At 44.5% G+C, this 20559-nt stretch carries 15 protein-coding genes; 10 read left to right on the top strand and 5 right to left on the bottom strand.

What is annotated here, in order from left to right:
- Nucleotides 1–121 precede the first annotated feature (121 nt).
- Nucleotides 122–2287 (top strand): ATP-binding protein, encoded by a 2166-nt coding sequence (locus tag QUA78_RS19040; protein WP_333304295.1) that lies wholly within the window; start codon nt 122–124, stop codon nt 2285–2287.
- A gap of 272 nt (nt 2288–2559) precedes the next feature.
- Here the strand turns inward: QUA78_RS19040 and QUA78_RS19035 are convergent, their stop codons facing one another.
- Nucleotides 2560–3915: an O-antigen ligase family protein gene (locus QUA78_RS19035; RefSeq protein WP_333304296.1), complete on the bottom strand. Its 1356-nt coding sequence runs from the start codon at nt 3913–3915 to the stop codon at nt 2560–2562.
- Between the two features lie 34 nt (nt 3916–3949).
- On the opposite strand from QUA78_RS19035, the gene QUA78_RS19030 reads away from it, so the two are divergent.
- Both QUA78_RS19030 and QUA78_RS19025 read left to right on the top strand, forming a co-directional pair.
- Nucleotides 3950–5380 carry an SLBB domain-containing protein gene (locus tag QUA78_RS19030; RefSeq protein WP_333304297.1) on the top strand — a complete coding sequence of 477 codons (1431 nt, stop codon included), beginning with the start codon at nt 3950–3952 and terminating at the stop codon, nt 5378–5380.
- Between the two features lie 396 nt (nt 5381–5776).
- Nucleotides 5777–7633, top strand: a complete 1857-nt coding sequence (locus QUA78_RS19025; RefSeq protein ID WP_333304298.1) for a polysaccharide biosynthesis tyrosine autokinase — start codon at nt 5777–5779, stop codon at nt 7631–7633.
- A 246-nt stretch (nt 7634–7879) separates the two neighbouring features.
- Here QUA78_RS19025 and QUA78_RS19020 read toward each other — a convergent pair whose 3' ends face one another.
- The 3 genes from QUA78_RS19020 to QUA78_RS19010 all read right to left on the bottom strand — a co-directional run bounded on the left by QUA78_RS19020 (nt 7880) and on the right by QUA78_RS19010 (nt 12344).
- Nucleotides 7880–8779: a S1 RNA-binding domain-containing protein gene (locus QUA78_RS19020; protein WP_333203958.1), complete on the bottom strand. Its 900-nt coding sequence runs from the start codon at nt 8777–8779 to the stop codon at nt 7880–7882.
- A gap of 106 nt (nt 8780–8885) precedes the next feature.
- On the bottom strand, nt 8886–9632 hold the full coding sequence (locus QUA78_RS19015; protein WP_333304299.1) for a dienelactone hydrolase family protein: 747 nt from the start codon (nt 9630–9632) through the stop codon (nt 8886–8888).
- 246 nt (nt 9633–9878) lie between these two features.
- Nucleotides 9879–12344 (bottom strand): ATP-dependent helicase, encoded by a 2466-nt coding sequence (locus tag QUA78_RS19010; protein WP_333304300.1) that lies wholly within the window; start codon nt 12342–12344, stop codon nt 9879–9881.
- 456 nt (nt 12345–12800) lie between these two features.
- Here QUA78_RS19010 and QUA78_RS19005 point away from each other — a divergent pair, with 456 nt between their 5' ends.
- A complete protein-coding gene (locus QUA78_RS19005; protein WP_333304301.1) occupies nt 12801–13808 on the top strand; it encodes a DUF4349 domain-containing protein in 1008 nt (335 codons plus the stop codon).
- An 18-nt stretch (nt 13809–13826) separates the two neighbouring features.
- Nucleotides 13827–13982, top strand: a complete 156-nt coding sequence (locus tag QUA78_RS19000; RefSeq protein WP_333304302.1) for a hypothetical protein — start codon at nt 13827–13829, stop codon at nt 13980–13982.
- Here QUA78_RS19000 and QUA78_RS18995 read toward each other — a convergent pair.
- The gene (locus tag QUA78_RS18995; protein WP_333304303.1) at nt 13979–15073 is read right to left on the bottom strand and encodes a RuBisCO accumulation factor 1; all 1095 of its coding nucleotides are present in this window, start codon (nt 15071–15073) and stop codon (nt 13979–13981) included. The genes QUA78_RS19000 and QUA78_RS18995 overlap by 4 nt on opposite strands.
- Nucleotides 15074–15229: 156 nt before the next feature.
- Here QUA78_RS18995 and QUA78_RS18990 point away from each other — a divergent pair, with 156 nt between their 5' ends.
- From QUA78_RS18990 to QUA78_RS18970, 5 genes are all read left to right on the top strand, one after another.
- Entirely contained in the window at nt 15230–16174 is a 945-nt protein-coding gene (locus QUA78_RS18990; RefSeq protein WP_333304304.1) for a response regulator, read from the top strand.
- Between the two features lie 326 nt (nt 16175–16500).
- Entirely contained in the window at nt 16501–17202 is a 702-nt protein-coding gene (gene ubiE / locus QUA78_RS18985) for a bifunctional demethylmenaquinone methyltransferase/2-methoxy-6-polyprenyl-1,4-benzoquinol methylase UbiE (protein WP_333304305.1), read from the top strand.
- 89 nt (nt 17203–17291) lie between these two features.
- Complete coding sequence (locus tag QUA78_RS18980) at nt 17292–18524, top strand: DUF445 family protein (RefSeq protein WP_333398969.1); 1233 nt, start codon at nt 17292–17294, stop codon at nt 18522–18524.
- Between the two features lie 168 nt (nt 18525–18692).
- Nucleotides 18693–19001, top strand: coding sequence for a DUF3493 domain-containing protein (locus QUA78_RS18975; RefSeq protein ID WP_333205267.1), 309 nt, complete (start codon nt 18693–18695; stop codon nt 18999–19001).
- A 335-nt stretch (nt 19002–19336) separates the two neighbouring features.
- Nucleotides 19337–19912, top strand: a complete 576-nt coding sequence (locus tag QUA78_RS18970; RefSeq protein WP_333307276.1) for an alpha/beta hydrolase — start codon at nt 19337–19339, stop codon at nt 19910–19912.
- The last annotated feature ends 647 nt before the right edge of the window (nt 19913–20559 follow it).

Raw genomic sequence — 20559 nt, 5'->3', positions numbered from 1 at the left:
AATGTAACAATGAAGTTTGGTATCTCTGCGGTGGCGGTAGCGGACAAGTCGCAGCAGAAAATTCGATCGGGAACCAACGGAATTGATCTTGCTTTTAATATTGAACTGGTGAACTGGTGAAATGCTGGCCATACTAAACAAAATCGGAGAAATTATTGCCCGCTGGTGGTCGGATTTTACCCTCCAGACCCGCCTGATGGCCGGTGCTACCCTCGTAGTGTCGTTAATTATGAGCGGCCTGACATTCTGGGCCGTGAATACTATCCAGCAAGACGCCCGACTTAACGATACTCGCTACGGCCGCGACCTCGGCCTGCTATTGGCGGCAAATGTGGCGCCGCTGATTGCCAAAAACGATCGCTCCGAAGTCGCCCGCTTTTCCCGCCAATTTTACAGCAGCACCTCCAGCGTCCGCTATATGCTTTACGCCGACGAAGCAGGGGATATTTTCCTGGGGATACCCTTTTCGGAATCGGAGGTGGAAACTTCTCTGACCCTGCGCCGCCAGATCAAACTTCCCGATAATTTTCTCGCCGACATTGAGGCGAGAAATTTAACTTCTTTGCCTTTGGTGCGGCAGCACTTGACGCCCGATGGAGAAGTTACCGATGTATTTGTGCCGTTAATTCATGAAGACAAATATTTGGGAGTTTTGGCGATCGGCATTAACCCCAATCCCGCAGCAGTTATCTCTTCAAATCTGACTAGGGATGTCACTTTAGCAGTATTTGTGACAATTTGGGTGATGGTAATTTTGGGGGCTGTATTTAATGCTCTGACAATTACTCAGCCCATCAAACAATTAGTCTTTGGGGTCAAAAACATCGCCAGCGGGGATTTTAAGCAGCGAGTCGATCTGCCTTTGGGGGGAGAATTGGGCGAGTTGATTGGCAGTTTTAACGAGATGGCCGAGAAACTAGAAAGTTATGAAGAACAAAATATTGAAGAGCTGACAGCGGAAAAAGCTAAGTTAGAAACTTTGGTTTCAACTATTGCTGACGGGGCGCTTTTATTAAACGCAAATTTGCAGGTAATTTTAGTTAATCCGACGGGGATGCGGATTTTTGGATGGGAAGGCAAAAATGCGATCGGAGTAAATGTTCTGAACATTTTGCCTTCGGAAGTGCAGCAGGAGTTGGCCAGACCCTTACACCAAATAGTGGCGGGCGAGCGCGAAGGCGGCGAATTTCGCATCTCGATGAGCGAACCAATTAACCGTACAATTCGGATTGTTTTAACTACAGTCATTCTGCACAAAGCGCCCGGTGCCGAACCGCTGTGCAGAAGCTGCGTCCGCCACGAGGAAGATACCTGTACCGAGCCACAACGCCCGGTAGCTGTAGAGTGTACTTTCTACGAGCAAACCTCCAAGCATCAAGGTTCCGGAAATTACCGAGAAAGTCTCAAAGGCATTGCAATGACAGTGCAGGACATCACTCGGGAAGTAGAACTCAATGAGGCTAAAAGCAATTTTATCAGCAATGTTTCTCACGAATTGAGAACGCCTTTATTTAATATCAAATCTTTTATCGAGACTCTCCACGAGTACGGAGAAGACCTTCTAGAAAGCGAGCGTAGGGAATTCCTAGAAATTGCCAATCGAGAAACCGATCGACTAACTCGTTTAGTTAACGACGTGTTAGACTTGTCGCGGCTCGAATCCTGCCGAGTTTATCACTTGGATGCTGTTGACCTCCCGCAAGCTGTGGAACAAACCCTGCGGACTTATCAGTTAAATGCTAAGGATAAAGGCATCGAACTAGAGCAACAAGTTGACCCGTATTTGCCGCCTGCTTTAGGTCATTACGATTTGCTGCTGCAAGTATTTGCAAATTTAGTAGGAAATGCCTTAAAATTTACGCAATCCGGCGGCAAGGTGGCAATTCGAGCGTATTTGCTAGAGTCGGAGGCAACCACCCACAAAGGTGGCCAATCCGGGAACCACAACTTGTCACCAAATGCCGGACATTTTCCGGTAGTGCGGATTGAAATTTCTGATACTGGAATTGGCATAGATCCCGAAGACCAACAAGCAATTTTCGATCGCTTTTTCCGGGTAGAAAACCGAGTACACACTTTAGAAGGAACGGGATTAGGTCTTTCTATTGTCAGAAACATTATTGACAAGCACCACACTAAAATTAATTTAGTTAGCGAAGTTAATGTGGGTACGACTTTCTGGTTCGACTTGGCAGTTTACCAGCCGAAACAAACAGTAGAGATGGAAAATTCTAGGCCAGTGGAAGCAACGGTGGAGAGTGAAACAATTGCGAGTCATGTTAAGTAAACACGACTTACGCATAGCCTTCTACATATAGCGTGTTCTAGGGACAATCCCCCGTGGTTGCCCCTCTTCATAGGATGGTTGCCTAAGTTGTGGTAATTTAGCCCAATTAACGTCAAACTCGATGGCTATTATAACCCAGACTTTTTACAGCCGTGTGGGTTCTGGGTGTTCTGTTTTTTTAGGTGTGTCTACTTAGTTATTGGAGTTTAGACTAAAAAGTGCGATCGCACTCAAGTCTCCAGATTAATCAGCCTGACCAAATGCTGACATCATCAGTGTTGATTATCCTTAGCTGTCCTATCTAAGCTCAATTTTACCGATAAAACTATATACCAACACCAATAAGTACCAATACCAAATAATCCCCCCTCTGTCAAATTAGTCATTAGCATAAATGTTAATAGATACAAAGGCAAACCTGACTCGGGAAAACTTTCTTTAACTAGGTACTTTATACCTCTAAATATATTATTAAAAAATGATAAAATAAACAATAACAATCCGACCCAACCCAGGTCGCAAAGTATATCAAGAAAACCATTGTGAGAGTGTGGTGGCACAAAACCTGAGTTAGCTACTATAATTCCGTAAGCTGGGTTTTCCAAGCGACGCCAAGGCTGCCAAAATCCTGCCATTCCATAACCAAATAGGGGATGATTTTGATTAATTCGATCAATAATTAAAGGCCAAAAATCGGTTCTACCCGTTAAAGTCATATCTTTTTTCAAACCATCAACAACAATAGCCTCTAAATTATTTAACACCAAAATACTTATACCTATACTACCCACCAAAAATAAGATAAAGCAGAGAAAAGCCCATTTAACAGGTAATTTTTTTAATAGGGCTAAATAACTCCACAAACTGATTAATACAAGTGTCAAAATCCGACTAGCACCGCTACAACCTTTTTGCAATCCTATTAAAGCTATTAAAGTTATAAATAATGATAAGTATCGATATTTACGATCCTTAACAGCATATAAAATCCATAAAGAAGCTGTATTAGCCATTTGAAAAGAAAAAGGGTTTTTATGACCGAAAACTCCTGTCCAACAACCGTCCGGTGCTGGATTTGGTTTCACCACTCCCCATAAAGCTAATAAACCAGTTAGCCATCTCAATAATCCATAAATTTCCAACCAACTATACACTTTCCCTACATAAATAGACACCAGTGTTATTCCCCACATAGCAAAAATAGCACGAAAAGTAATTTCAGGAGTTTGTGACCACAAGCCAGACAAAGTCATGATCGACAAAAACAAACCTAAACAAATGTCTCCTGCTATCCATTTAATGACTACAGAGACTGTTTTTTTTGTAGTTTTAGTTAATCGGGGAAATAAGATTAATATCATGGCACCATAAATGGCAATTTGACCAATAATCGTTGGGGGTGTGCTTTCTAAGTTGTATAAAACTTTAGGATGGAGTTTGGTAAAGGGCATCGCTACGATCCCTGAACCACCAGTGATGGTAAAAAAAAGTATCCCCACAAAAATTTTTTCTAAAGTGGCACCCAATTTGGGATGGCGTGCGACTAAAATATAAATAGTCACAAAGATGACAATCGCTAAACAAAACAGCATCAACCCAAACATCGGCACTCTTAAAATATCTTTCATGGCTTGACCTCTATCATCAAATTTGTTACTACCTATGAAATGGCTTACCCTTCCTGCCTTACAAGTGCCAATGCTGGCGCTGGTACTCACTCTCTCTTACCCTCAAACAAACCTCGCTCAGTCCCCACCCCCCACAATAAGCATTAATACTGACTACTATCTAGGTGGTGGAGACAATATTAGAATTGATATCTACGATCTGCCCCAGCTTAGTGGGGAGTATCAAATTCCCGCTGGGGGAGCTATTCAAATCCCGATTATTGGTAGTATTCCCCTTCAAGGATTAACTTTACAAGAGGCAGCCCAAGTTATTACTAGAGCTTATGGCCGGGTCGTAAAAAGACCTTTAGTTACCATCAGCTTACAAGCTGCCCGCCCGCTCAATATTTGGTTATCTGGTGAAATAAGTCGTCCCGGCTCTTACTTATTGCCCCTAGCTAATGGAGGTGGAAATAGACCATCAGTTCAGTTTCCCACCCTTCCTCAAGCTTTAGAAAAAGCTGGGGGTATTCGAGCTAGCGCTGATATCCGCCGGGTAATTGTCCGACGTCGTATCAAGGCTAACCAAGAAGTAACTATCACTTATAACCTGTGGGATTATTTACAAACTGGTCAAACAAGCCAAGACATCACGTTGCGAGATGGAGATCAAATATTGGTTCCCCCTCAAGAAACAATTAATTTAGCAGAAACAAATCAAGTTAGTGAATCTAATTTTTCTATACCCGCAGAGCAACCCCGTACTGTCTCAGTATTCGGAGAGGTGAAGCGTCCCGGTAGATATGTAGCGATCGGTGGTGATACCCAAAATGGTCAAAGAAGCAATGGACAACCGACCATCATTCGTGCTCTACAACTAGCTGGTGGCATCACATCAATCGCCGATATTCGCCAAATCCAACTCCAACGTTATACTAGAAATGGCAAACAACAAATCCGCACTATTAACCTCTGGCAATATTTGCAAGAACAAGATACCTCTCAAGATACTATACTACAAGAAGGGGATATCATCTTTGTCCCGACAGCGACGGTTATCGACCCAGGAGAAGTTTCTGTTCTAGCTACTGCTAGCTTTGCTCCGGGGACTGTGCAAGTGAGTGTTATCGGAGAAGTCAATACTCCGGGTGGGCTCAAATTACCTCCTAATACTACCTTAAATCAAGCAATTATGAGTGCGGGGGGTTTCAGATTAAGTCGCGCTAACTCTAGAGCCGTGGAACTGATCAGGCTGAATCCTAATGGAACTATATCCCGCTCGGAAGTAGCAATTAATTTGAATCAAGGAATCGATGCTCAAACCAACCCACTTATTCAAGATAATGACATAATTATAGTGGGACGATCGAGGACTGCTACCTTGGTAGACACCATTACCACTGTTCTCACACCAGTTAATAATATTATTGGTGGAATTCTTGTTCCCACGAGACTTATAGAGCTACTCAGACTCTTAGGAAATTAGAAATTAAACAACATTTCTATTATGGATAAAAAACTGTTTTCTTCTCTCAAGAATGACCTTAATGGTCAATATCTGTCTGTCCCCTCCGCTAATTACCTAGCTAGTACCCCAGAAGAGGATGACCAAGTCCTTGATATTAATTGGGTAATAGCTGTCGTCAAACGTCGCCTTCTGGTGATGGCGATAGTAGCTGCCAGCATAGCTACTTTGAGCGGTACTTTCGTGCTCAGGGCTGCCAAAAAATCTATTACTGAGTATGAAGGAAAATTTACAGTTTTAGCAGAACCCCTTACGACTGACGATCGGCTATCAAAGCTCTTAGTCCAAGCTCAAAATAACAGTATAGGCATCACAGACTTGAACAAAATTAAGTCCTCAGCGGAAGAAGGTTCATCGGTGGACTATCAAAGTTTAACGCGGGTTTTAAAAAGCCCAGAAGTGCTAATACCATTAGTTAATAAATTGCAACAAAGATATCCAAATTTTGACTATAAAAATCTCAACAGCCGCTTGACTATCCAACGTGTTACTTTCTTGCGAGATGGGAAGCAGGGGGGTACTAAACTCCTAGATATTAGCTACCGCGATCGAGACCCCAAGCGCATCAAATATGTGCTGGAAGAAATGGCCAAATATTACGTAGAATATATGGGCAAAGAGCGCTTAAGAGTTAGCAAACAAAGTATTGATTTTATCGCTAAACAAATGTCACCCCTCCAGCAGAAAGTAGATAACTTGCAACAAGAATTACAAATATTAAGAATTAAGTATAACTTTAATCAACCAGAACTACGCAGCCGCAGCCTATCAGATCAGCTAGATAGTATAACTAATCGTCGTCTAGAAGTGCAAGTACAACTAGCAGAAAGTAGGCAGCAATATGAAAGCTACAAAAAAAGATCTTTAAGGGGCGATAATCGTTGGATTGTTGATATTAGCCCCAAGTCTTATGAAAGTTTAATGAGCAAAGTAAATGAAATAGAGTCGCAATTAGCTTTAAGCTCTACTCAATTTTATGAAAATAGCCTTCCCATTCAATCTTTGCGGGAAAAGCAGCAAAGTTTGCGCGATTTAATGCAAAGAGAAGCTGAGTCTGTCCTCTTTCAGATGAAATCACAAGTAGGACAGTTGGAAGCTCGCGAGCAATTGATAACTAATAGCCAAAATTTACTGCAAGCAAAAATCACTCAAATGCCCCAAGCTCAACGTCGCTATGATGACATACAATTAAAACTAGAACTAGCTAAAGATACTCTGAAACTGTTCCTAGAAAAACAAAAAACTTTACAACTAGATGCTGGTCAAATTGATAGCTCTTGGCAAATTATATCTAAACCACAGTTAGTCACAGACGAAAAGGGTAATATCTATCCAGTAACAGAAAAACCAACTCGCCGCCAACTAGCGATCGCGATAGTTATTAGCAGTTTACTAGGCATTGCTATAGGTTTTCTAGTAGAAGTTTTAAATACTGTTTTTCATACTCCAGAAGAAATTAAATCAGCAACTAAACGCCCTCTTTTGGGAGTAATTCCGATCGCCAAAGCAATAAAAATTAAATCTCGTAGAGGCGAAAGTGTTCCACCTAAATTCACTAGCGTCAGTTCAACTACTAAAAGTGCAAGCTTAAAACGAATAATAGTATCAAATTACAAAGATTTTCCGGTGATAGAGGCATTTCACTACTTATACACAAATATTCAGTTATTAAATGCTGAACACCCGATAAGTTCTTTAACCATCACTTCGACCATTAAAGGTGAGGGTAAATCCACTGTAGCAGTTTATTTAGCTAAAACTGCTTCTGCTGTGGGTAAACGAGTATTATTAGTAGATGCTAATATGCGTTTTCCTCAAGTGCACACATACCTTGGCCTATCAAATATGAGAGGTTTAAGCGATACTTTGACTTCAGATTTAAGCTTAAATGAGGCTATTCAGCGATTGCCCGACGATGACAATCTTTTTGTCCTCACTGCTGGTACTGTTCCCCCAGATCCAATTACATTACTTTCTTCCAGAAAGATGCACTATTTAATGGAACAATTCCTAGTCTTATTTGATTTAGTAATTTACGATACGCCACCTTTAATTGGTTTAGCGGACGGTCATTTACTAGCTTCTCAAACTGATGGTACAGTGCTGATAGTAAAAATTGAAAAAACCGATCGCGGCATGGTAAGCAAAGCCTTAGATCAACTAAAGGTAGCCGATTTTAAAGTATTGGGAGTAGTAGCTAATGGGGTTAAATGAGGGTAAAATGGCGTGAGAGAGGCGAAGGAAGAAGTAAGACAATTTTTTTAGTTTTTAGTTTTGAGAGGTAATAAATTACTGGATATGGGTTTGGAGTTAGCCTATAGTTGGATTATTTTGGGAAACAGGTATAAGAAGTCAATGTAAAATGCAAGATTAAGTAAATCAACCTAATTAAACGTAAAACGATCGGGTTGTTAGCTCCCCGACTTCTTAAAGAAATCGGGGTGGTAATTAGATCGAGACTTAAGAAAGAGCCTTTCTAGCACGTTCCGATCGCTCTTCTGCCGTATCCATAACATCCGCCATTTTATCCACCATTTCCCCTGGATAATTTTCCAGTACCCGAGTAGAAAGCGAAATGCGGCCGCGACCTTCATCGAGGTCAACTACCAGTGCTTTCAGGGGTTGACCGGGAGCAAAGAGCTTTCCAAGGTTATCAATGTATTTTTGGCTGACTTGCTTGATGTGCAGCAAACCGCTAACTCCTTCCAAGTCCACAAACACGCCAAAAGGCTTGATGCTGCTCACTTTTCCTTCCACCAACTGACCGATTTGCAAATCCTTGAAGGCATTCGATTGAGTTGCCATCCGCTGGGAAAGTACGAGTTTTTCTCGATCGCGATCGACCTCCAAAAAATTAACGCTCAAAGATTGACCGATCAGCGATTCTATGTTATCGCGTTCCACTAAGTGCGATCGGGGAATAAAACCGCGCATTCCCTGAACATCTACAGTCACGCCGCCCTTATTTGCGCCAGAAACCCGCACCTGAAGAACTTTTCCAGTTTCCTGCAATTCAATTAAATCTTCCCAAGCTTGCTGAATTTGTAACTGCCGCAGAGACAAGGTAACTTGGCCATCTGCATCTTGTTCGCGGATAATCAAAAAGTCCCGTTCCTCATCCAGCGGAACCACTTCCGACAAATCAGTTACCGTTCTCAAAGCAGCCTCTTCGATCGGCAAAAAAGCCGAAGACTTGCCGCCGATATCAACATACGCGCCGTTTGAGTCGTACTCGAACACTTTGCCGCGCACTACTTGTCCCTTCTGGAACTCGTAATTGTGCTGTTCGAGGGCTTTAGCAAAATCATCCATTGAAAAGGATGCTTTTGCGCTTTGAGAACCTGTAGATTTGGAATTCATGTCAGTTTAGTTGTCAGTTGTCAGTAATTTAGTTGTCACTTGTCAGTAGAAAAATTTTCCCACTCTCCCCATCTTCCCATCTCCCCATCTCCCCATCTCCCACTCTCTAAGCTGGTTGAAGTTGCTGATGAAATAGCTGCTTCACCTGCATCCACGAGTCGGCTGCTGCCGTAGCGTCGTAACTGCCGCGGTGGTCGCAGAAGAAGCCGTGATCGGCATTGTAGCGGAAAATTCGGTGAGAAATACTGTGTTTTTGCAATTCTGCGGCGATTTGGTCAACTTGTTCTAAGGGAATGCTGGGGTCTTGAGTGCCGAAAAAGGCGTAGAGAGTGCCTTTAATGTCTGCTGTGCGGGCGATCGTCGGGGTTCCACCGCCGGGGGTTAGAGTGGCGACACCAGCGCCGTAGAACGACGCTGTAGCCTTGATTTCGGGCAAAGTAGCGGCGAGGTAGGCGACGTGTCCCCCAAAGCAGAAACCGATGCAGCCAAAACCTTGCTGTTTGACAGAGGGTAGAGTTTTGAGGTAATCGATGGCGGCTTGGATATCGCCGAGAAGTTCGGAAGCTGTGGTTTTTTCTTTGTATTCTCTGCCGATTTTGATAGCTTCGGGTGTGTAGCCCGTTTCAAAGCCAGGGGCTTGACGCTGGTAGATAGCCGGGGCGATCGCCACATATCCTTCTTTTGCTATTCTTTCAGTAACTTCGCGGATGTGCGAGTTGACGCCAAAGATTTCTTGAATCACAATAACTGCGGGAAATTGCCCTTCTGCTGCGGGTTGGGCTAGGTAAGCGGCGATTTGCAAATCTCCGTTGGGAAATGTGACGTTAGCTGTGCGAATTTCTGAGTTTGTCATAGGGAGTTTTAATGCAATTTTATTTCATTTGCGAACTAGATTTTTTTTTTACCGCAGAGGGCGCAGAGGGCGCAGAGAAATAAAAGAGAAGTTTTGGAGAGAGATTGTTGGTATTATACCCAGATTTTGGACTCCATAAACCCGGCTAAGTATTTTTTTTGGCTCAAGCTTTTCTTCTCAAACTTCGCGGAGTTCGCGTCTTCGCGGTTCGTTAAACAAATCTCTGTTAGTAACTAATCCTCAAATTTAGGAGATCGCATTACCCGGAAATCTCTGCTTTAAAACAGGCATTACCGGACAAGGTTTTTGCTCCTGCAAATTCTCCGGTTTGTTCCAAGTAAAAGGCCCTTTCTTCTCCGCAGCCATCCACAGCAAGCTTTTTGCTCGCGTCATCGCCACATACAGCAGTCGAAACTCTTCTGCTGTTTTCAAATAACCTGCTTGTTCCCATGCTTCGCCTAGATTTGGTAAAGGATATTTTTCGTGCAAACTTGCTCGAATTTGCGCTCTCGCTACCTCTGCTAATGTGAAATCTCCTAAAAATCTCGCTTGTGGCAAAACTCGCAAACTTCCGGGGATGGTTTGTTCGTGAAGGAACGGCAAAAATACGCAATCCCAATCTAATCCTTTAGCTTTGTGCATGGTAATAATTGTTAGTTGACCTTTGCTGGTATACCGTTCTTCTATTTTGTCGTCTGCATCAACAGGTTCAAATCTTTCGGAACTGACAATTTCGCTCAGTACGTCCAAAATATTGCGCATTGAATTATTGCCTGCTGTTTGGATTGCTACCCGTTCTGCTAATTTGTCGGCGGTGGCTAATTCTGTTTGGTCGTATTGCAGCGCTAAGGCTAAAAATGAGATGATTTGGTAGGGCGGCAGTTCTAAGCTAGCTTGCAGCAAACCGCAGCAAAAATAGCGGCATTTGCGAACGGGGTCTGACTGCTGCGGGTCTAGCGGGCCTGGGTAAAGGAATTGCTCGGGGCTGGTAGCAAAAGCATTGTAGTCTTGTTTGGGGATGAGTTGTCGATCGCTCAAAATCTTTAATGCTGCTTTCAGGTAGTCTGGAGAGTGCGGGCGATCGAGGAATTGCAGCAGTGTTAAGATTTCCCAAGGTACTTGAGAATGTCTGTCCCGCTCTCCCACATCCTCAATTTTAATCCCATATTTCCGCAAATCAAAGCTTAATCCGTGTTTTTGAGGATTTTCTAGCACTTCTTTGATAAACTTGCCTTGTTTGTTTTCCCGCACCAAAATAGCCATCGATTTCAGATTTTCTAACGGCAATTTTGCACTATTTTCCCCATCGCTAGCTTCCGTGCCTGAATGGATAGCTTTTTCATTCCTTGCGAATTCAAAATCGGTGGGTAAAAATTCCTCAACTAACTCAATTACCCGCTTGCCAATCAACTCAACTGTATGGTAAATATCGCGGGGAGTATGCAATTCTAAGCCCCGACCAATGGGAGCCGGATTGGCATTTTGCTGCGGGTCATCGCTGGGTACTGGCTTAATAGTTTGGTCGCGAAAAGGCTGTTCTGTTCCCGCTAATTTCGAGCTATTTACCCATTTCAACATAAAGTTAGCTGCATCGATAATCACCTGGGTGCTGCGACCTGCACCGTCCATTGTCGCTAACTTATTTTCCACTTCGCACTCATCGCAAAATTGGTTAAAATAAATCGGATCTGCTGGTGTAAAAGTAGAATTAATTGCTTGATTTGGGTCGCCAACTCTGATAAAATTGGGAGGTGAGTTAGGACGCTCAGGAGCGATCGCCAATGTTTCCAAAAGCCGAGTTTGCAAAGGTGTCGAATCTTGGGCTTCGTCCTCAAAAACGGCAAATACTTGCTTTTGCTCGATCGCCCTCGCCCTCGGATTGTCCAACACCCGCAAAGCTGCTAAAATCATCTCGTCGTAATCGATGAATTCGCGACTCCTCAACAAAGCCTGATATTTTTGATATAAACCCCCAGCTACCGCTAAAATCTCATAACCGTCCCCAGTATCAAGAGCGCTCATTTCTAACAACTGTTCGGGAAACAAACCAGAAGATTTTGCCTCGTGAATTACTGTTTTAGCTACCTGCGGCAAAATTTCCGTCCGCAAAACCGATTGTCGCCGCAGCCTCTCCGTTTCCTCTCCGTCGAATTGCTGTCCTTCCAACAAAACTTGATATCTGCGGGGATTTTCGGCAATCCAAAGTTCTACACAGGTGCGAATTAATCGGTGACTTTGAGTGGGAGTAACTAAAGTTGAATTTTCTAAATTTAAACCCGACAAATCGGGATGGCGCATCGCAATATTCAAAGCTAAACCGTGCAAAGTGTGCACCGCAAAACCGCCTTGAGATAAAGACAATTCTGCCAATCTTTCCCGAATTTTAGCTTTAATATTAGCAGCAGCCGATCGCGTAAATGTCACGACAATTAACTGGCGGCGGTTGTGAAGCTGGTTGCGGGCGATCGCAATTGCCGACGCAGCAGCCATTCCCGTAGACTTCCCGGCCCCTGGAACCGCCGAAACAGCAAGGGGACCGCCTTGCCAATCCGCCATGTCCTGCTGCCCCGCACGCAAGCTTTCGCGAATTTTAAGGCAAGCTTGTTCTCGCAAAACGGCCGCAAACCCTGATTCGGAAAGCGCTGAGGCTACATCCGGGCGATCGATATTAGTCGTCGATCGCATAAAATCAGTATCAAATTCATCTGTCATTCGATTTTAGATTTTAGATTTTAGATTTTAGATTAGAAAAATATTTGTCGCGTTCAGCCTTTTTAAACGGTATCAGACACCGAGTTGCTTTAGTTGCGATCGCCTATGCCCAGAACCCAAACCGTCAATCGATTTTAGATTTTAGATTTTAGATTTTAGATTGAATAAAGCGACCTCGCTCATAAATCCGGGGGTTGGCGATGGGGAGCAAGGAGCTTTTTTCTCGCTCCACGGATGAATCCGGGGACTTGTGACCAAATTGTTTTCGGTCATCACACCGATATTTATTGGCTTTCATCTGCGTTCATCTGCGTTTATCTGCGGTTAAAAATCCCAAAGTATTCAACCTCTACCGTTTCCATTTCGGTATCGGCTAAACTAATCCTATCTATTCGAGCTTAAATTGAAACCAGCATAAAATTCAATACCCAAGCCTTTTTTAGAGGAATCACCTAAATGAAAACTCACCTCAAAATCAATTCCCCCCCGCCCAAGCCAAACCCAAACCCAGCCAACAGCAGCACAACTCGTTTGGCTGTGGCAGTATTCTTAACTATATCTTCAGCCATTGCTTTGCCTAGCTGCGGAGGAGATCAATCGACCGGCAGCGCTCCACCCGGCGGAGCTTCATCCAGCATCCGTGAAAACCAAGTTCCCGCATCGGCTCCACCACCCCCACCCGCATCCGAGCCAGCAGCCCAAAGGTCAAAAACTCCTGGTGCATCAAAAAAAGCCGCAGAAACTCCAGCAACCCGTCCCCAACTGATTAAAAAAGCCGAACTCAGTGTAGTTGTCAAATCTATTGACGCCAGCACTAAATCTGTTACTAATATTGTCGAAAAACAGCAAGGCGATATCTTGGGTTTCCAAAATCAAAAGCCGCCGGATTCCAGTGTCCGCCAAACCGCGTCTGTGGAGATTCGCGTGCCTCAAGAACGGTTAGAAACTACTTTAGACACTTTGGCAAAACTCGGAACTGTAGAGAACCGTGCTCTGACGGCTGAGGATGTTACCGATCAATTAGTTGACAATGAGGCTAGGCTGCGGAACCTCCGCAAATCGGAAGAAATGGTGTTAAAAATTATGGAGCGATCGGGTTCTATCGGCGACGTGCTCAAAGCTGCTCAAGAGTTGAGCAATATTCGGGAGTCGATCGAACGCATTGACGCTCAGTTAAAAAGTTTGCGAAATCAAGTAGCCTATTCGACTATTAGCTTAACTCTAGAAGCAGCAGTATCGGCTCAACAAACTCCCGAACCTTCTCTAGGTTTGCGCGTGCAGGAAACTTGGGGGAAAGCGACTCATTCTGTGGGTGAATTGACGCTCGGTTTGTTTGGTTTGGGTATTTGGCTGTTGGCTTACAGTCCTTATTTGCTGTTAATTGCGGCTGCGGTTTACGGCTTCAATCGATTTAAGAAACAGCATTCTGTTCCGCCAATTCAAGAACCGAAACCGCCTCAGTAGTCAGTAGTCAGTAGTCAGTTGTTCGTTGTTATTAGCTTTCCAGTCAACAGTCAGCAGTCAACAGTCAGCAGTCAACAGTCAACAGTCAGCAGTCAGCAGTCAACAGTCAACAGTCAGCAGTCAACAGTCAACGGTCAACAGTCAACAGTCAACAGTCCACTGACATCTGACTAATCATCAATTTGCCATCCATCTTTGGTATAGTCTTCATCCACAATCTTTTTCGGACGCATCACCAGAACAACTCGCCCCAAAATAGGAATATCCGGGGATTGTTCAAACCAGTACAATTCTAAATTGCCAGCGTTATCGGCTAGGAAATAACTGTCAGCATCCCACTGTCTTTGGGCTCGATCGGCAATAATCAAAACTTCTTCTACTTTGCCTTGCAGCGGTACCGGCAATTTATCGCTCATTCCCAAAACCGCCACCGGATCTTCAGCGTTCAAAATTACCTGCCATCCGGGAATCGCCACCCAAGCTCCCGCTCCGGAAAATTTTACCATTCGGAACGGCTCGATTTCCTCCGGTAAAGGCACTGCCAGCAAATCTCTGGTAGAAAGCGGCAATTTGCCTACAACCGGGACAACGCGCGGCAATTGTTCCTCGGTATCGAGCCGGTAGACTGGCAAGCGGGGCGCTTCCCGTCTCGGAACTACGGTAAAATCGACGAGCAACTGCTCGATTTGCGCCCTAGCGGTTGGGCTGCTAGCTAATTTTAAACCGCGAGCAATTAAGCGCGATCGCTCTTGCAAATCGCTTTTCTGTCTCGCCAATTGCCAGCATTGGTAAGCCATAGCATCGCCGGGAGTGTCTGTGAACCCTTGAGGGAGACTCCCGAAGTGCGAAAACTCCTTGATCGCTTTAGCAACTTGGCGAGCATCGTCAACATCCAAATTGTGGGTTAGCATCAAAGCTGCTGCCCCGGCCCGCTCTACTTGAGAGAGAATCCGAAACTCGTATAAGATATCGCTACCTTTGCCCAGGAAGTGCGATCGAACTTCGTCTGAAGCCCCAGCATTGACCATGCTGGTGTAAACTTGGGCTGCGACGCTTACTTGATTTTGCTGAATTGGCTCAAAACCAGTTTCTTCAAAAATCCTTTGAGAGTTGTAGCCAGCTTTTAGCAGTGCGGTGCAGGCCTGCCCCCACTCTACCCAAGTGCCTTCTTTTCGGCGGAGCGATCGAATTAACTTTTCGACATCCACAGCATTGGTGGAGGGTGCAGATGCAGGAGGGGATGAATCTTGCGGTGTATCAGTCATAATTGAATCAAAAACCAGCGTTAAGTTATGTGTGATTGGATACCGGCAAGGCTCGTGTCGCGGCAGAGCGATAGATTGATAGTAAGTGAGTTATGAGACTATTGTTACAGAATAGTTGCTCGCCTAAATTTACAAAGGGGAGTTTATCGTATTGTTATGGATAATGCCATTTCAGAGCTCGATCAAATTAAACGCCAGCTCATGACACTACACCGACCGAAAAAACCCAAAATGCTGGTAGTAGACGACGAACCAGACAATCTGGATTTACTCTACCGCACTTTCCGACGAGATTTTAACGTGCTCAAAGCTGAGAGCGGAATTCGCGCCTTGGAAGTCCTCGGCATCGAAGGCGAGGTCGCCGTGATCATTTCCGACCAGCGGATGCCAGAAATGAAGGGAACGGAGTTTCTGAGCAAAACCGTGCCTCAGTTTCCGAATACGGTCAGAATTATCTTGACTGGTTTTACGGACATTGAAGACTTGGTGGATGCCATTAACTCAGGACAGGTTTACAAGTATATCACCAAGCCTTGGGACCCGAACGAATTGAAAATGGTGGTGCAAAAGGCAGCCGAGACTTATGAAGTTCTCAAGCAGCGGACTGAGGAATTGGATCGCGCCCAAAATCAAATACAACTGTTAGCAACAATCATGCAAACGGCTGTCGATTATCCGAGTTTGGATGCAAGTTTAGAGCCAATTGCTACTGCTGTAAGCGATAATTTTTTGGCGGATGCTTGCATTTTGCAACTGGTGGAAGGAAATGTTTTAATGCCAGTCCAAGGCAGTCACACCACCAGCAAAACTGTGGAAAATTGGCTGGCAGAGGACCCTCTGGTTCAAGAGGCAATCGCCTCTCAAACTATTCAGGGTGCTGTGAATATTGCGAACGACCCAGCCCTAGCGAGCCTGCCGCACTATCAGAAATGCGGCATTCAAGCTCACCTGAGCATCCCGGTGATTCACAAAGGTCGATCGATCGCCCTGATTTCCATGCAGTGGAAGCAACCTTGTTCCCTGCGCCCCGACGAACTCACAACAATTCACCTCGCCGCCCAAGAAGTTGCTTTGGTATTGACGAGTTTTCAGGGTCATTAGTCATTAGTCATCAGTCATCAGTCATCAGTCATCAGTCATTAGTCCTTAGTCATCAGTCGGCTCTCAATCTTGAGTCGAAAATGATAGCAAACCAATGATTCTAGACACTAGATCCCGGATCGCTAACAAATAAAAAAGCATTAATGACTGGCGACCGCATGACATGAATAGACGGATTAATTATTTTTTCTGGCTGACAAGTTACCAATCACCAATTACCAATTACGAATCACCAATCACCAATCACCAATCACCAATCACCAATCACCAATTACCAATTACCAATTACCAATTACCAATTACTAATTACCAATTACCAATGACAAATGACTAATAACGCCGAACAAATTAAAACTATATTTAATCGAATTGCACCAGTTTACAACCAATTGAACGACTGGTTGAGCTTTGGGCAGCACCGGATTTGGAAGCAAATGGCGGTGAAATGGAGCTGTGCGGGCCCCGGCAATACTTGTTTAGATTTGTGCTGCGGCAGCGGGGATCTAGCTTTGCTGTTGGCAAAACAAGCAGGGCCGACCGGTTGCGTATTTGGAGTAGATTTTTCCGCCGAACAATTAGCTGTTGCGGCCAGGCGCGATCGACCTTTTCTCACCCCTGTAAGTCCCATTTCCTGGGTAGAAGCTGACGCCTTAGACTTGCCTTTTGCTGACAATTACTTCGACTGCGCCACCATGGGTTACGGCCTGCGCAACGTGACAGACATCCCCCGCAGTCTTCAGGAATTGCACCGCGTACTCAAACCCGGTGCAAAAGCCGCTATTCTCGACCTCCACCGCCCCAGCAATTCCATAATGCGGAGCTTTCAGCAGTTTTATCTAGACACTCTCGTAGTGCCCATTGCTCAGCAATTTGGCATGACTCAAGAATATGCCTACATTAATCCTAGTTTAGAAAAATTCCCGATCGGCCAGCAGCAAGTCGCGATCGCCCGCCAAGCCGGATTTGCCAACGCCACCCACTATCCTATTGCTGGAGCTATGATGGGAGTATTGGTATTAGTCAGTTGACTGTTGTCAGTTGTCAGTTGTCAGTTGTCAACAGTCAACAGTTAACAGTTAACAGTCAACAATCAACAATTCCCAATTCCCAATTATTGATGAATCCCTCTGACATTTGGCTGTTGTTGGCCCCACCTGTAGTGGGAGGAATTATTGGCTATTTCACTAACGATATAGCAATCAAAATGCTGTTCCGCCCCTATCGAGCTATTTACATCAAAGGGCGGCAGTTGCCTTTCACTCCAGGCTTGATCCCCCGCAACCAAGAGCGCTTGGCAAAGCGAATTTCCGACACAATTATGGGTTCGCTGCTGACGCCGGAGGAACTGCAAAACTTGGCGCGCCGCCTCCTACAAACTGAGCGGATGCAGTCGATAATTCTCTGGCTGTTGCAGTTGGCGCTGGATCAGGTAAAAGCAGACGCCGAGCAAAAAACCGCTAAAATTCTCGCTAACATTCTGCGAGATTTGCTGGGGGAATCTGTGCCGCGAATTCTCAAAGTTTTGGCGCGCCGGGAAGATTTTTTAGAAGCTCAGCTAAATCAAATTTTTGACCAAGTTTTGCTGGAGATTCAGCTAACTGAAGCTCAGGCGGCTCAGCTTGCTGAGTGGTTGTTGCAGGTAGTAATACCCCCGGAAGTGCTGCGGCAAGCTTTAATTGACTTTTTGACGGATCGCAATATTTCGATCATCGATGAAGGGTTTCGAGAAAAAACCAGCGGCACTTATTGGGTAGTAGCCAATTTGTTTGGTTTGCGCAACACTTTAACTCGGCTGCGGACTTTTTGTTTGGATGACAAAGAAGCGACAAATCAGCGGTTAGCAGAGTTAACTATTTCTTTGGGAATTCGCGGGCGAATTCAGGAATGGCTGCAAAATTTGTCGATGCAAAATTTACCGGTTTCGACTGTGAGACAGTTGCGAAAAACTATGCGCGACAGCGTTCGCAGCTACGTTCAGCAGCGGGGTACAGAGGTACTTGAGGGGTTGAGCAAATCTATTGATTGGGAAAATATTTCGCGGTTGATTCTCAATCGATTGCAAACTTCAGCGGTGATGAGCGCTTCCCTGGAAATTGTCAGCAAAGAACTGGCTTTGGTTTTAGAGCGCTATCTAGAGCGGGATTTAGAAAATATTGTAGCTCAGGCTATCCCGATTTTGAATATCGACCAGGTGATTGTCGATCGAGTAAAAGGTACTTCTCCTGAAGAGTTGGAGTTAGCAATTCAGGGAATTGTCCAAAGCGAGTTGCAGGGAATTGTAAATTTAGGAGGGATTTTGGGTGTTTTTGTCGGCTGTTTGCAGACAGTTGTGATTTGGATTCAGCGGTGATTTATTTCGGCAGTTGTGAGATATTTGTTGTAGTCTAATATTGACTCGATTTGCGCACACAGTACCAAAAACGCGGTTTTTCGGCAGTAGTTGCCACCTAAGCCAGAGGGTTTTTGGTAGAAACCGGGTTTTTGTGGCCCCATCCTAATTTACCTATTTCCTAAATCTATGCCAGCCCCAAATTCGGACGATCGCACATACATCCCAAAAAACCCCCGCAACCTCAGCCGCCAACAATACGAGCGTTTAACCGCAGAAATGGCAACTCCCTACCGGCCTCTGCGACAGTTTGTTTACGTAGCTTGTGGTGCTTCGGGCTTTATCGGCGGCTTAGTTTTCCTCGCTAAAATTGCCTCGGGCAGGGAAATTGGTTCTGCTTTGCCCAACTTTGCCCTCCAAGTCGGAGTTGTGGCCCTGATGGTGTTCCTGTTTCGCTGGGAGCAGCGCGCCGAGGGTCGATCCCCGAAGTCGAAGTAACAAAAATTTACAAATCGACACAAAAATCTATCTGAGGCAAGGAAAAGTTAGAAATATAAAGAAATTATTATGAAATCCTGGTTTGTCAGCGATCCCTGTAATGATAACGATGTGGCTTCAATTGGGGTCAGCAAATTTAAAGACCCTAATCATAAACCGCTTGTAATTCGTTCAATTGGGGTCAGCTTTCATAAAGACCCTAAATATATAAAATAAATTTAACCCCAGCGCCAGCCTTCACTGATAGAAGAGCTGGCGTTCGGCATTTTGCTAGGAGCGGGAAATTGGTAGATGTGTCACAGTCGAATTAGAAAAAGATTTTGGGAGATTTTACTATGAGCAAGCCATTTTTCCAAGGGCGGTGGACGTTATATTTAGCAGCAGGCGCGGGAATTGTATTTTACAGCAGTGCAGCGGTAGCTGCCGAAAAGGTAGTGCTCAAATACAGTGCGATCCGAATGACTTTACCAGTCAGCGAATTAGAAATTTTTGCAGAAACTGGGAAAATGTCGCCCGCCTTAGAAATGTTGCTGGGAAAGGCAAAAAAAGACCCGGAAGCGGTTCGCCGCAGTCTGACGAGACCGATAAAAGTCAGTCAAAGCTTTTTGGATCGGACGCTCAACACTAAGGTTGGGGAAATAATTCTTGATGAAGTGGGCCAGGTAATTCGCACTCCTTCTGGGAATGCAAATCGAGAAGCTTTGCGCGAGGCCTTGGTGCTGTCTGCAACTAATGATAACGAGATTACGCTGCTGGAAGCGATGAAGAATTATCCGACTCCAGAAGTTAACGTTGAGGGCGATCGTTTAGTTGAAGCTTACGGCAAACTTGTCGCTTTGTCAGAACAATTGGGCGGCGTTTCAGAACGGCTGCAAGATATTTTGAACAAGATTCGTCTGCCTAGATTGTAGTGGATTTTGTCAAGCGGGGTTGATTGCTTCGACCTAGCACAGAATGTTGCTCAACCTGCATAAATTACAGGGGAGTCACATTTTATTTGTGCAAAATTTGCCTAATTTTGACACCTGTTTAAAAAAATAATTCAACGGTAGACAAGCTCCAAACCTGACTGCAATCAGTCATTCCCAAATCTTAAATCTTAAATCTTAAATCGTATAACTTGGCTGTACAATCTATCTCTGGATAGATGTTCGACAGTTTACAAAAAGTTTATATCGTCGAGTATAGGTATTTGTTGTGAGGAAAGTATTTGAACCAAAAAATGCGGGAAAGAGCTTGTGTATCCCTCATAAACTGAAATAATATCGGGTGGACATTGCAGATTATCTATCTTAAAATATGGAAACGCTGTCAGAGTAGAGCGAGGCAGAAAAACGGCTGGTCATCAGTAAGCTCGTGGTATAAAAAATGCCATTAGGCAACGTATTAGCAAAAACTCTTGAATAAAAAAAATGAAATAAAAAACGCTGAGACACCATTAATTAAAACAGTCCATCCATCAACTCTATTTACTGGGTAACATTAGGAAAATGAACAACAATCCAATTCGTTCAAAAGACCGTTTCTTGGTTTTCGGCGCTCCGGCGATCGAAGATGC

It is taken from the genome of Microcoleus sp. K4-B3 (assembly GCF_036704615.1).
In the GTDB taxonomy this organism is placed as follows: domain Bacteria; phylum Cyanobacteriota; class Cyanobacteriia; order Cyanobacteriales; family Microcoleaceae; genus Microcoleus.
Note: the sequence above shows the minus strand (reverse complement) of the source record. Positions and strands in the feature narration are given on the sequence as shown.